The organism is Nocardia sp. NPDC023852, from assembly GCF_040639505.1.
Classification (GTDB): Bacteria; Actinomycetota; Actinomycetes; order Mycobacteriales; family Mycobacteriaceae; genus Nocardia.
Window position 1 is genome coordinate 408014 of record NZ_JBFAAB010000001.1, and the last position, 12611, is coordinate 420624.

General features: G+C 68.9%; 9 protein-coding genes. 3 read left to right on the top strand and 6 right to left on the bottom strand.

What is annotated here, in order from left to right; translation table 11 throughout:
* Positions 1 to 124: 124 nt before the first annotated feature.
* The 4 genes from AB0H00_RS01805 to AB0H00_RS01820 all read right to left on the bottom strand — a co-directional run bounded on the left by AB0H00_RS01805 (position 125) and on the right by AB0H00_RS01820 (position 6734).
* Positions 125 to 4567 carry an alpha-(1->3)-arabinofuranosyltransferase gene (locus AB0H00_RS01805; RefSeq protein ID WP_357260386.1) on the bottom strand — a complete coding sequence of 1481 codons (4443 nt, stop codon included), beginning with the start codon at positions 4565 to 4567 and terminating at the stop codon, positions 125 to 127.
* 115 nt (positions 4568 to 4682) lie between these two features.
* A complete protein-coding gene (locus AB0H00_RS01810) occupies positions 4683 to 4853 on the bottom strand; it encodes a DUF2613 domain-containing protein (protein ID WP_357259186.1) in 171 nt (56 codons plus the stop codon).
* 189 nt (positions 4854 to 5042) lie between these two features.
* A complete protein-coding gene (locus AB0H00_RS01815) occupies positions 5043 to 6137 on the bottom strand; it encodes an isochorismate synthase (RefSeq protein WP_357259189.1) in 1095 nt (364 codons plus the stop codon).
* Positions 6138 to 6260: 123 nt separating this feature from the next.
* Positions 6261 to 6734, bottom strand: coding sequence for a universal stress protein (locus tag AB0H00_RS01820; protein WP_357259192.1), 474 nt, complete (start codon positions 6732 to 6734; stop codon positions 6261 to 6263).
* 184 nt (positions 6735 to 6918) lie between these two features.
* On the opposite strand from AB0H00_RS01820, the gene AB0H00_RS01825 reads away from it, so the two are divergent.
* The 3 genes from AB0H00_RS01825 to AB0H00_RS01835 all read left to right on the top strand — a co-directional run bounded on the left by AB0H00_RS01825 (position 6919) and on the right by AB0H00_RS01835 (position 10159).
* The gene (locus tag AB0H00_RS01825) at positions 6919 to 8082 is read left to right on the top strand and encodes a glycoside hydrolase family 3 N-terminal domain-containing protein (protein ID WP_357259195.1); all 1164 of its coding nucleotides are present in this window, start codon (positions 6919 to 6921) and stop codon (positions 8080 to 8082) included.
* Positions 8083 to 8179: 97 nt separating this feature from the next.
* Positions 8180 to 8779, top strand: coding sequence for a TetR/AcrR family transcriptional regulator (locus AB0H00_RS01830; RefSeq protein WP_357259198.1), 600 nt, complete (start codon positions 8180 to 8182; stop codon positions 8777 to 8779).
* Between the two features lie 120 nt (positions 8780 to 8899).
* Entirely contained in the window at positions 8900 to 10159 is a 1260-nt protein-coding gene (locus tag AB0H00_RS01835; RefSeq protein WP_357259201.1) for a DUF5685 family protein, read from the top strand.
* Between the two features lie 93 nt (positions 10160 to 10252).
* Here AB0H00_RS01835 and AB0H00_RS01840 read toward each other — a convergent pair whose 3' ends face one another.
* Complete coding sequence (locus AB0H00_RS01840; RefSeq protein ID WP_357259204.1) at positions 10253 to 11122, bottom strand: MaoC/PaaZ C-terminal domain-containing protein; 870 nt, start codon at positions 11120 to 11122, stop codon at positions 10253 to 10255.
* Positions 11119 to 12477: a 3-oxoacyl-ACP reductase gene (locus AB0H00_RS01845; RefSeq protein WP_357259207.1), complete on the bottom strand. Its 1359-nt coding sequence runs from the start codon at positions 12475 to 12477 to the stop codon at positions 11119 to 11121. The genes AB0H00_RS01840 and AB0H00_RS01845 overlap by 4 nt, the downstream gene beginning before the upstream one ends.
* Positions 12478 to 12611 lie beyond the last annotated feature (134 nt).

A 12611-nucleotide genomic window follows, 5' to 3' on the forward strand; every position in this document is an offset into this window, starting at 1 on the left:
CACATTCGGCACAGGTATTCACACGTGCTCACGTTAGCAATGAGCGCCTTTGCGGCGCAGGCCGAATCGATGCGTTTATCCGGTCCGCGATCCGCCCTCCGCGCTGGTCCCCATACCGCAGGCGCTAACCGGCGCCGCGCAGGCGGGGCAGCGCCGCGACTCCCACGGCGACGACCGCGAGCAGGGCGGGCAACTGCGCAAGCAGCGACCCGCCCATATAACCGTCGGGCGAGCGCCACGGCCCGGTGGATAACGCGGTAGCGGACAACGCCGTGCCGACACCCGCCACGATGACGAGTGCGCGTGGAGCGATGTGCGGAGCGAAACGGGTCGCAGCCAAGGCGATCACCGTCGCGACGGTGCCGACCGGGCCCGCGATCAACGTGGTCGCGGCGGTGAGCCCGACCGCTGCCGGCCACCATCTGCCCCAGGTACGCGGTGCCGAATCCGGTGCTGTGCCCAGCTCCTGCGCCTGCGCGTCGAGGGCGCGACCGGAGGCGCAGGAAGGTTGTTTCTGCACCCGTGCGCGGCGAGGAATAGCGAGGACCGCGAGCGGAAGGAGCAGCAGCAGGCCGCCGAAGATGCCGAGTCGGTACCAGCGGTCGGCAGGAAAGGAGACCGTGACCGGGCCGGTGACGTCGGCGGGCAGCAGCCACGCTTGTTGCCAGCCATTGGCCACCACCGATTCGAGGACGCGCCCATCCGGCGTCGTCGCACGCCAACCGACATTTGTGCTCAGAGGCAGCACGAGTAGGCGGCTATTGGCGTCCCACTGTCGCGGCGCGGGAGAAGTCAGCTCGGTGCGGTCCATGGGCAGCGGATCGACCGAGAACGGGCCGGTGGGACCAACCGTCACGTCGGTCTGGCTCTGCGCGAGAAACTGTTTGCCTTGCGTTGTGGCCTCCGGTCGACTGCGATCAATGCGCAGCCGATCGACGAAGAACAGGTCGGTCGGGCCGACCGTTACGTCGGCCCGACCCTGCGGCAGGACGAACTCGCCGTCAGGCGCGGTATCCGGCACGACGAGTTCGTCGGCGGTGGAGTCGTTCGCGCAAACCCGAGCTGGAACCGGGGCGCCGGAAAGCAATTCGTCGGCGGTGCCGACGACGGTGGTGTGCAGGACCTGCCCGCCGACGCTGATGGTGGGGCCGAGCGCGCACGGGACGGTGATCTCGCGGTCGAGTGGTGCGGGTTCGGGGTAGTCCGGTCCGAGCACCGCCACCTCGGCGAGGCCGGGCGGCTGCGTCTGCACGAAGCCGAGTGCGGTCTGGTCCAGCACCGGCTTCCAGGTGCGCAGGCTGAGTTCGACCCGGTCGGTCATGGTGGGGTGCAGGGAGATTCGGGTCGGCGTACCCGGGGAACTTTCGTCCAGCTCGCGCACTTGGGGGCCGTCGCCGAGATTCACTGTCACCGAGGTGGGCGCCGCGGGCAGCCCGCCGAGCGAGGGGATCAGCTCCAATCCGGTCACCAGGGCGGGGCCGGGCAGTTCGATCGTGAGCGTCGGCCTGCCGGCGGTCAGTTCCCGGACGGAGCCCTCCGGCGCGGTCCAGCTGGTGCGCGGGTCGCCGTCGGTCGCGGCGAACGCGGCCCCCCGGAGGTCGCCGACGTCGGCTTTCCCCCGGGCTACCGGCCGGCCATGGTCGGTCAGCAGCGCCTCCAGCGCCGGGCCCTGCCTGGTGCGGACCGTCAATTCCGGGGTCACCGACATCGGCTCCGGTACCGACAGGGTGCGCTCGAACGTTCCCGGTTCCTCCGGAGCCAACGCGAGGCCCTTGCTACATCGAACCCGGTCGGGCGAATCGAAGCAGGCGCTGCGGCCAGGAAAGTCCTGCCCTAGATCCCAGGCGCGAACCTGTGCGCCCGTCGGTGTGGGCGGCAGCACCGTGCGATGCCGGATGTCTACCCGGACCGGCGCATCACGCACCGAATAGTCGTTGAGGGCGAGTTCGCTGATGCCGAATTGTCCGCCGCGGGAACCACCTTCGGTGCGGATGGCCGTGATGGTCAGCCAGTCTGTCGTGCCCGCGGGCAGCGAAACCGAAACGGGCACGCCAGGTTCAGGCACGCGGAGTGAGACGGTGCCGTTGGCGGTGCGCACCTCGACCCACTTGACCGGGTCGCCGATGGCAGCCGAGCTGGTGGTCAGTTTCAGCTGTCCGGTCTTGATCGGGCGGTCGAGGTCGAGCCGAAGCCACTGACCCAGTGCGCGTTCGGTGCCGTTGCTGATCCAGGCGGTGGCCGGATCGCCGTCGACCACGGCCGCGGTCGAACTGCCCGGCGCCGCGCCACCGAGCTGGGTGGCGTCCGCGGCCGAACTCGATGCGGTGATCGTCGCGCCAGACCACTCGCCGCGCACCAGCTCGGTGCCGGGCACCGGGTAATCAGGTACGAGATTGTGCGTGCGGCGCGCGTCGTCGGGAGCGCGGAGCGCGGAATTGTGGTTGTCCACCCGGCCGAAATCGGCTTCGCGATCCATCGGGGTATCGGTGACCGTGACCGGGCCGACAGGCAGTCCGGCCCGTGCCGCGTCCGCGGCGAGCAAGCTGGGAGTCTCGGTCGTTTCCGGGTCGCGGTGCAGTCGTTCGAGCACTTCCGGACCGCCTTGCACCACGGGAACCTGCCCGAGCGGGACGGTATACGCGCCTGGCAACGAGTCCGGAGCGCCGGTCCCGCCGCGCACCTCGGTAGGCGTTCCCGGCGGACTCGTGTCCACTCGGTAGATCTCGATCGCCGGATATGGGGGCCGCAGATCGCCGTCGGCTACCAGATCGTCGGCGATCACCACCGATTCGATCGGGTCGCCGAACGCGGCGACCTTACGCAAGCCGGGGGAGCCGTCGAGCGCTCGGTGTGCCAGCATCGGACGCGTTGACCTGGAAGTATCAGGATCGAGGTCATTACGCAGCACGACGATTCCGATGCCCTGTCCGGCCAGCGTCGCGGCCAACCCCGCCGAAGGCCTGCCGTCGGCGATCAGCCGCTGCACCGAATCCATCGCGCGGATGGTGCCCGGCGGGTTGAGCGGCACCGCGTCGCGGACCGCCCACGGTGTGCTCGCCAGCGCCTGCAGCGGTTCGTCCCTGGTCAGTCCCCATACTTGGCTGCCGAACGGCGCGCCCGGCACCACAAGGGCGCGGGAGTCGGAGGCATTGTGTCGCAGCCAGTCCGCGGTCTGCTGCCAGTAGGCGGGCACCCGGTCGTAGGCACCGCGCGGTGCGAGCTTGCCGGTCCAAGCCAGCGACGTGGACAGCGCCAGCGCGGTCAGGATCAGCGCGGCGACCGCGACCGCGCGATCCCGCTCCGGGTGCGCGAACGCGTCACGCCACACCCGCACCGGCACCGAGCCGGGCAGCGGAACCCTGGCCAGCAGTTGGGCGAGGCCGAGCACGAGGGGAATACGGATCAGCGGTTCCAACTTGTGCACGTTTCGCAGCGGGGCGCCGCCGGAATCCAGAAAGACCCGAACCGATTCCGCGAAAGGCCCGCCCAGCTCGCCAACGTAGCCTGCGCAGATCCCGACCAGCCCGACGCACAGGATCAGGACGAGCCTGCCGCGACACGGCATGGACCGCAGGGCGAGTCCGGCCATGCCGGCCGCTGCGAGCAACCCGGTCGCGAGCACCGCCGCGGGCTGGGTCACCAGCACCGCGCCCGCGATACGTTCCGGCGAGACGAACGGAGTCCAGCTGTCGGTGCCGCGCAGCACCTCGGCCAGCGAGGCCCACTGCGTGGTCACCCCGGAGGATTCGATGTAATCCAGGAATGGCGGACTCACTTTGCCGAGCAGCAGCAGCGGTACCGCCCACCAGAACGTCGCGAGCACGAGCAACGGAATCCATGCCGCCGTGAACCGCCACCAGCGCGGGTTCAGGCGGTACGACGCCCATCGAGCGCGGCCGCACGTACTCCTCGCCGGACCGAGCGCAGGCGAGGTAGCCGCAGGTTGTGCGCTGTCGGACGTAGTCCGTCCGTAGCCCCGCGCCGGACCGAGCGCAGGCGAGGTAGCCGCCCACCACAGCAGGGCGGGCAGGAAGGCGGCGACCGTCGCCACCGCGTTGACCGAGCCCATCAGGGCAAGCGCCAACGCGCTGCCCGCCGGCGATGCGGCGCCGCCCCGTCGCCGCTCGCGATGGGCGATACCGAGCGCGGCGGGCGCCAGCAGCACCCACGGCGCCAGCATCATCGGCAGCGTTTCCGACGAGATCGATCCGAGCGTGGTCAGCACCCGAGGCGACAGGGCGAACGCGATCGCCGCGACGACGCGCGACCCGCGTGTGCCGATGCCAAGCGTTTCACAGAGGCGGATGATCCCCCAGAATCCGGCGAGCAGCAGCAGTGCCCACCAGATCCGCTGAGTGGCCCAGGCGGGCACGCCGAGCGCGTGCCCGAGCGAGAAGAACGCGCCGTGCGGAAAGAAGTACCCGTAGGCCTGGTTCTGCACCTGGCCCATCGGTGCCTGGCTGCTCCACAGATGGCTCGCGCGTTCCAGGAAGCCGATTGGGTTCTGTGCCAGGTCGTATTTTGTGTCGGCGACCGTGAGTCCGGGCGCCTGTGCGAAGGTCAGCAGAAACGCCGCGACGAGGGACGCGGCGAACCAGCGCCTACCGAGCGGCGCCGTGCTGTGCTGCCCCGGCGCCGCGGAGGATCCGAGCGAGTCGGCAGGTGCAGCGGAGGTCAGCGGCTCAGCGGCTGCCGTACTCAACGGTGTTCAGTAGCGAGGAGTCCTTGTCGCCGCTGCGGTCGATGTCCGGGCGTGAGTTCTGCTGGACCGCCACGGTGATGAGGAGAACACCGATCACGCCCAGCACGGCGCCGGCAACCGCACTCGCAACACCAGGGACAGCAAACTTCATCGGAGCACTCCAATACATCGATGCAGGCACATTCTCGGCCAACCTAGCAGGGCGTCCGGTCTTTGTATTCGTTCAGGCTGTGGAATCCCCTCGGTGCGCCGCGGATGGCTCGCGACGGGCGTCGCAACTCGACGCCGAGAAATTCGGGACCAGTGGGCCGGGATGATCTCGAGGGCGCCGAACTCGACCTCAGTGTGCGGGCAGTGTGCAGTGCAGTCCGCCGAGCAGGGTGCGCAGCTTCGCGGTGGTCTCGTCGAGCTCGGCATGCGGGTCGGAGGCCGCGACGATGCCGCCGCCCGCATACGCGCGCACGGTCCGCCCATCGGCCGACAGCTCGGCGCTGCGGATCGCGACCACCCACGCACCGTCGCCGTTCGCGTCGCACCAACCGACGGCTCCGCCATAGAACCCGCGGTCCTCCTCCAGGTCCGCGATGGTGTCGAGCGCGAGGCCGGTCGGGGTGCCGCAGACCGCGGGTGTCGGGTGCAGCGACAAGGCCAGGTCGAGTGCGGTGGTCGCGGCGTCGCGCAGGCGTCCGGTGATCGGCGTCGCGAGGTGCCACACTTCGTGGGTGTTGATCAGTTCCGGGCCATCCGGAATGGACAGCTCGAAGCAGACCGGCCCGAGTCGCTCGCGAATCCAGTCGATCACGAACTCGTGCTCGACCCGATTCTTGGTGCTGGCCAGCAGCTCTCGGGCTTGCGCGGTGTCGGCATCCGGGTCGGCATGCCGCGGCAGGGTACCCGCCAGCGGACGGAGCGTGACCGTGTCGCCCTGGCGGGTGATCAGTACCTCGGGTGTGGCGCCCACCAGCGTCGCCCCGGTCCGTCCTGCGGCCGTCAGGTCGACCGCGAAGACGTTCGCATGGGGATGCCTGGTCAGCAGGTGCCCGGCGACGAGTTCCGGGTCCAGTGCCGCCCGTGCCTCGGCCAGCACGGAACGTGCCGCGACGACCTTGCGCAGCGGCTGCGCCGAGTCATTCAGCTGCTCGACCAGTTTCGTCACCCGCGCCACATGCTCTGCCGGGCTCGGTATCTCGGTGACGACCTGCACCGCGGGCAGGTCGGGAAGCGCGGCCGGCCGCCAGGGGCCTGCCGTGTGCTCGGCGCGTTCGGGCACGCTCAGCGCGGCTGGACGACGCGGGTCGAAGGGCAGCGCACCGACGATCAACTCCGCGGTGTTGTCCCGCAGCGCCGCGACGGCCCGGTCCGCCTCGTCGAAGGTGACCCGGCTGCCGTAAGCCCGCATGACGCTGTCGGGCTGAGCGAGCAGGAATCCGTCCATAGTTCCCCGACCCTAACCCCGCTCGCGCTCCACACCCGGCCCAGAGCGACCGAAATCTCACGAGCAGCACATGCCCGTGGCAAACGCCGGAGACCTCGCCAAGGCGTGCCACTCGTCGGCGGATTACGCGGTTTTGCCGGGGGGGACGAGAAGGACGGGTCGGTGGCAGTGCTTGAGGACGGCGTCGGCGACACTGCTGTGCAGCAAGGCGCGGATACCGGTCGCGCCGCGGGTGCCCGCGACGATGATGTCGGCATCCAACTCGTCGGCGCATTCGACGATGGCGTTCCAGATCGTCGTCGTGCATTCGACGGTGCGTGCCTCGGCGTTCAGGCCCGCGAGCTCGGCCAGCAGCACACCTTCGGCGTTGGTGGCGCGGGCGTCGACGTAAGCCACATCCTCGATCTCGTCGTCGGGCACCCATTCCGGTTGCATGACACCGGACAGCCCGGAGAGGCGTGCGGCCTGGCGCACCAGCGGTTCCCACGCGGTCAGCACGATCGCCCGATTCGCACTGAGGAACCGTCCGGCGTATTCGATGGCCCGCTTGGCGTTCTCCGAACCGTCGTAGGCGATGAGCATCAGATCGCAGGGCATGATGACCTCCTGAGGGAGACTCCGGCGACACCTCGGGATTACCCGCAGCGAGGCCACATGAACCCGAGTGGCGCACACGGAAGACCTGCGCATACGCGGTGGAACTCGCGCGCGGCCGGTCTTGGTCTCGATAGGGACGTAGCGACTGGGCTCCCCCATCACCCCCCGAGTACCGTTGATCCCCATGCGGAAGACGCCTCTGCTCGTGCTTGCCGTTTTCGCCGCCGTCGCGACCGCGTGCTCGGGCGGCAGCTCCACCGATTCGACGTCGGCGCGGGCTACCACACCGGATGCGACGACCGCCGCCGCCGTGCCGGTCACGTCCCCGGCTCGGCAGGACTGCGCCGCGGGGTATCTCGCGCAGTTCACGACGCGCGAGAAGTTGGCCCAACTGCTGACAGTCGGCGTCACCGGCGCCGCGGACGCCACCGATGTTGTGCGTACCGAGCAGGTCGGTGGCATCTTCGTCGGTGGCTGGACCGACCAGGCGCTACTCGGTTCGGGTGAGATCGCGCAGGTGAAACAGGCCGCCAAGGTGCCGCTGATGGTCACCATCGACGAAGAGGGCGGCCGCGTCTCCCGGGTCCGCGACTTGATCGGGGCCGCGCCGTCGGCTCGCGTGACCGCGCAGACCATGACCCCCGAGCAGTTCTATGACGCGACCCTGACCAGGGGTCGGGCCTTGAAGGACCTCGGCGTGACGGTGGACTTCGCCCCCGACGTCGACGTCAGCAGCCAGCCCGACGACGCGGTGATCGGTGACCGCTCCTTCTCCGACGAGCCTGCCGTGGTCACCCGCTACGCGGACGCCTACATCCGCGCGATGCGCGAGGTCGGTGTCGGCACGGTGATGAAGCACTTCCCTGGGCACGGCTCCGGCTCCGGTGACTCGCACACCGGCGCGGTCCGTACCCCGCCGCTGGACGCGATGCAGACCGTCGACCTCGTGCCGTTTCGCGACCTGATCGGCTCGGGCGCGGCCGTGATGGTCGGCCACCTGGACGTGCCGGGCCTGACCACTCCGAACGTTCCGGCCAGCATCAGCCCGCAGGCGATGGCGCTGCTGCGGGAAGGCAGGGGTTACGGCGCCGCACCCTTCCAGGGACCGATCTTCACCGACGACCTGGGCGGCATGGCCGCGATCAGTAGCCGGATGTCGATCGAGGACGCGGTCGAGGCCGCACTGCTCGCCGGTGCCGACAACGCCCTGTGGATCACCACCGACGCGGTGCCCCAGGTGCTCGACCGGCTGGAACAGGCCGTATCGAGTGGGCGCTTGTCCATGGCGCAGGTGGATGCCTCGGTGCTGCGCACGGCCACTTTCAAGGGTGCGCTGCCGCGCTGCTGACGCGCGCCGCCCGTCGAAGCCGGGTGGGGGAACAAATCGAACCCCTGGAACTTACCTTGGAGTAATATATGAGATTCACCATGTGGTAGGAGTGTGGATGGCGGGCGGAACGAAGCGACTCCCACGGGCGGTTCGTGAGCAGCAGATGCTCGACGCCGCCGTGGAGGTTTTCTCGCGTAAAGGCTTCCACGACACGTCGATGGACGCGATCGCCGCCGAGGCGAAGATTTCGAAACCGATGCTGTACCTCTACTACGGCTCCAAGGACGAACTCTTCCGTGCGTGCATCCAGCGCGAGGGGCTACGGTTCATCGAGTCCGTCGCGCCCGCGGGCAACCCCTTGTTGTCGCCGCACGAGCAGGTCCGCACCGCACTGGAGGGGTTCCTCGGCTTCGTCGACCGCAATCGCCGCTCCTGGCAGGTGCTCTACCGTCAGGCCATCGGCCAGCAAGCGTTCGCGTCGGAGATCGAAAACGCTCGCGAGCGCGTCATCGAGCTGACCGCCAAGCTGCTCGAGTCCAGTGCCAAGCATGCGGAGCCGGGTACGAACTTCGACGTTGTCGCGGTCGCCGTGATCGGCGCGGGTGAGGCGATCGCCGACCGCTTGTCCAGCGGCCGCATCGAGGTCGCGGAGGCCGTCGACCTCCTCGACGACCTGGCCTGGCGTGGTCTGGCCGGCCGGAAGAAGACCGAGTAGTCCGCACGCCGCTCCGTTGGCGAACGCACCAGTTGCCACTGGGCCGACAGCCTGCCAGAGTTCTGGAGTTCAGAAACGCGGACCGGCTCATTCGAGCGAGCCGGGAGAAACGGGGCGGAAGTGTTCGGGTTGCTCAGGCCGTGTGCGCACGGTGCTCAGAAGTATGGAATCGACGCGGACGAGTGGCGCACGCATCTGTGCGGGTTGTGTCTCGGGCTGCGGGACGGGCACGGTCAGCTCGCCCGTGCCACCACCAACAAGGACGCGCTCGTGTTGAGCATGCTCACCGAGGCGCAGTCCGGCTCGATGGCACGCACCACCGCCGCGCCCTGCCCGCTGCGCGGGATGCGACGCGCGTCGGTGGCGACCGCGGACTCTCCTGGCGTCCAGCTCGCGACCACCGCCTCGTTGCTGTTGGCGGCAGCGAAGATTCGCGACCACGTGGACGATGGGGACGTCGCCGTGCTCACTCGCAGGCCGCTGGCCAAAGCGGCGACCCGTTGGGCTGAGGAAGCGCGCGCAGGCGCCGTGCGGATCGGTCTCGACGTCGCACCGCTGGTCGCCGCGCTCGGCACCCAAGTGCACCTGGAGCAAGCCACGAAAGGCCGAGCCGCCGTCCGTGATTCGAGTGAATCCACTGGGTTTATGCCGGAATCGCTTGCCGCGTCAGCTCATTGGCGTTCGGCAATGGCGCCGTCAGCCGCCCCTCTGACCCGGCTGACCGCGCCCACCCAACTGTGCGCGTCGGAGTTCTTCGCCCACACCGCCGTGCTGGCCGACCGTCCGGATAACGCTGACGCGCTCCGCGAAGCGGGCTGGCAGTTCGGCCGGATCGCACATCTGGCCGACGCCATCGCTGACTATGACGACGATCTCGCGCGGAACCACTTCAACCCGCTCGCGGCTACCGGAACCACGGTGCCCGAAGCCTACGACCTGCTGCGGCAATCGAATTCGAGCCTGCGGGCGGCGATCGCGGCGGCCGAGCTCAGCCGAGTGCCCACCGTGCGCTGGATGCTGCTCGATCCGCTGACTTCGGTGCTGCGACGACTCGGCGGCGGTATCGGGACGGTCGTCGCGCACACCTGCTCGGCCGCACGCGACACCGCCGGTCTGCCGCATGCGCACGCCCGCGGCACCGGTCATCGCCCACCGACCCGCCGGCCAGGTGTCGGTGAATCCCTCGCGCTCATCCTCGGCGCCTACTGCACTGGTTACGCCTGCTGCGCCGACCACACCCAGCCCTGCACCGGTGAACGCAGAGACGCCTGGATCAAGGACTGCGAGTGCGATGGCGGCTGCGGCGATTGCTGTAGCTGCTGCGGTGATGGCTGTAGCTGCTGTGATTGCGATTGCTGCGACTGCGGCTGTGACTGCTGATCCGATTGCCCGTATTCCGGCCGGGCACGGAAATGACCGGAGCCGTATGCCGATTCACGCGAATCGGCATACGGCTCCGGTGATCGGTTTCGCTCAGCGCAGGGTCGCCGCCAGGTGCGGGTACCCCTTCTTCGGGTGGCGCAGTGCCAGATCCCAACCGCCGTCGGCCTGGTCGGCGTACAGGTTCACGGTGGAGGGCAGCAGTATCGGCTTGCCGAACTTGACTTCGTAGGTAGTCGTTTCCGGGATGCGGCCTTCGATGGCGCCGAGGACGGTCGCCGCCGACCACATGCCGTGCGCGATCGTCTTGGAAAAGCCGAATGCCTTTGCGCCCAATGCGGAGGTGTGGATCGGATTGTGGTCACCGGACGCGGCCGCGTACCGGGTGATCGTCTTCTGGTCCACTCGAAGCGTGCGCAACGGCGGCGGTGGGACCTCGTCCGGCTTGGGCTCCGGCTTCGGGCCGCCCGACAGCGATGTTCGCTGCTGGTGCAGGAACGTGGTGACCTGGTGCCATACCAGCTCTCGTCCCACCTTCACGTCGCTGATCGCGTCGACGAGCAGGCCTTTGGGGTGCTCGCGCAGGTTCTCGACGTGCGTGCGGATGTCCAGCGGCTCGCTCACCGAGATTTCGCGGGAGCGCGCGATCAGGTTCTGCGCGTGTACCGCGCCCACCGCGACGAACGGGAAGTCCCGCGCAACTACCAGCTGCATAGCCAGTGGGAAGGTGAGGATGAACGGATAGGTGAGCGGCAGCGCGTCGCCGAACCGCAAACCGGTCGCCCGGCAGTAGGCGGCCAGGTGATCCGGATCCACGCGCAGCCCGTCGAGTTGGACAGCGCGGTCCGGCACCGTCGACTTGCGCGCCGATACCAGCGGCACCGGCACCGCGCCGAGCGCGGCTTTGACGAACAGACTGCTGTTCTTCGGCGGTTCGGTCAGCGAGATCGTTTGCGTCATCATGCCCCGATCAGGCTCTGCCCACAGACTCGAACGATGTTGCCGCTGACCGCGTTCGAGGCCGGGCTCGCGAAGTACGCGATGGTCTCGGCGACGTCGATGGTCTGGCCGCCCTGTAGCAGCGAACTCATCAGCCGGCCCGCCTCCCGGGTGGCAAGCGGGATGGCGGCGGTCATCGCGGTCTCGATGAAACCGGGCGCGACGGCGTTGATGGTGATGCCCTTCTCCGCCAGCTTCGGCGCCTCCGCGTCGACCATGCCGATGACGCCTGCCTTGGAGGCGCCGTAGTTGGTCTGGCCGCGGTTGCCCGCGATGCCCGCGATCGAGGACACGTCGATCACGCGACCGCCCTCCTTCAGCGCGCCCCTGGCCACCAGGCCCTCGGTGATCCGGTGCGGTGCCGCGAGATTCACGTCGATGACCGAGTTCCAGCGGCCCTCGTCCATGTTCGCCAGCAGCTTGTCACGGGTGATGCCCGCGTTGTGCACGACGATGTCGATGCCGCCGAACCGCTCGGTGGCGAACTCGGCCAGCTTCTCGGCGGCGTCGGGGGCGGTGACGTCGAGCGCGAGGGCGGTGCCGCCGACCTTGTTGGCGGTCTGTGACAGCGCCTCACCCGCCGCCGGAATGTCGGCGACGATCACTTGCGCGCCGTCGCGGGCGAATACCTCGGCGATGGTGGCGCCGATGCCGCGGGCCGCACCGGTGACCACGGCGACCTTGCCGTCCAGCGGGCGATCCCAGCTGGCCGGGGCGGACGCGTCGTCCTTTCCGACCCGGATGACCTGGCCGTCGACGAACGCCGACTTGGCCGAGAGCAGGAAGCGCAGGGTCGACTCCAGGCCGGTGGCGGCAGCCGACGCCTCCGGGTGCAGGTACACCAGCTGAGCGGTCGCGCCGCGCCGCAGCTCCTTGCCGACCGAGCGGGTGAAGCCCTCGAGCGCGCGCTGTGCGATCTGTTCGTCCACGCTCGATGTCAGTTCAGGAGTGGTGCCGATGACCACGATCCGCCCGGACGGTGTGACACTGCGCATGGCGGGCTGGAAGAACTCGAACAGCTGCGAGAGGTCCTCGATCGAGCCGATGCCGGTGGCGTCGAACACCAGGGCGCCGTACTTGGTGCCGGTACTCGGCGCGTCGGCGAAGGCGTAGTCCGGCAGTAGAGCGCGGACCGGCTCGGCGACGCGGCCCTTGCCGCCGATCAGCACCGGACCGGGCAGCGGCGGCTGGCCCTTGACGTAGCGACGCAGGTTCTCCGGCTGCGGCAGGCCGAGCTTGTCGGCCAGGAACGCGCCGGGGGCGGACTGTACGAACGATCCGTAGAGGTTGGGAGCACCCTTGCTTTTGCTGGCTGCCACTATTCCTACCTTTTCTGAGTTCTGTCTCTCGGTCTGGGGTCGCCCCGGCGCGGTCTGCTGGCGCACTTTTGCGGGGTACAGTATCGACAACAAACTTACTCCAGAGTAAGTTTAATGTAAACAACCATGGCGGG

Coding starts and splice junctions, on each gene's coding strand:
- AB0H00_RS01815 (WP_357259189.1), bottom strand. CDS start 6,137: ATGGACGGATTCCTGCTCGCTCAGCCCGACAGCGTCATGCGGGCTTAC.
- AB0H00_RS01810 (WP_357259186.1), bottom strand. CDS start 4,853: ATGAAGTTTGCTGTCCCTGGTGTTGCGAGTGCGGTTGCCGGCGCCGTG.
- AB0H00_RS01825 (WP_357259195.1), top strand. CDS start 6,919: ATGCGGAAGACGCCTCTGCTCGTGCTTGCCGTTTTCGCCGCCGTCGCG.
- AB0H00_RS01820 (WP_357259192.1), bottom strand. CDS start 6,734: ATGCCCTGCGATCTGATGCTCATCGCCTACGACGGTTCGGAGAACGCC.
- AB0H00_RS01840 (WP_357259204.1), bottom strand. CDS start 11,122: ATGATGACGCAAACGATCTCGCTGACCGAACCGCCGAAGAACAGCAGT.
- AB0H00_RS01830 (WP_357259198.1), top strand. CDS start 8,180: ATGGCGGGCGGAACGAAGCGACTCCCACGGGCGGTTCGTGAGCAGCAG.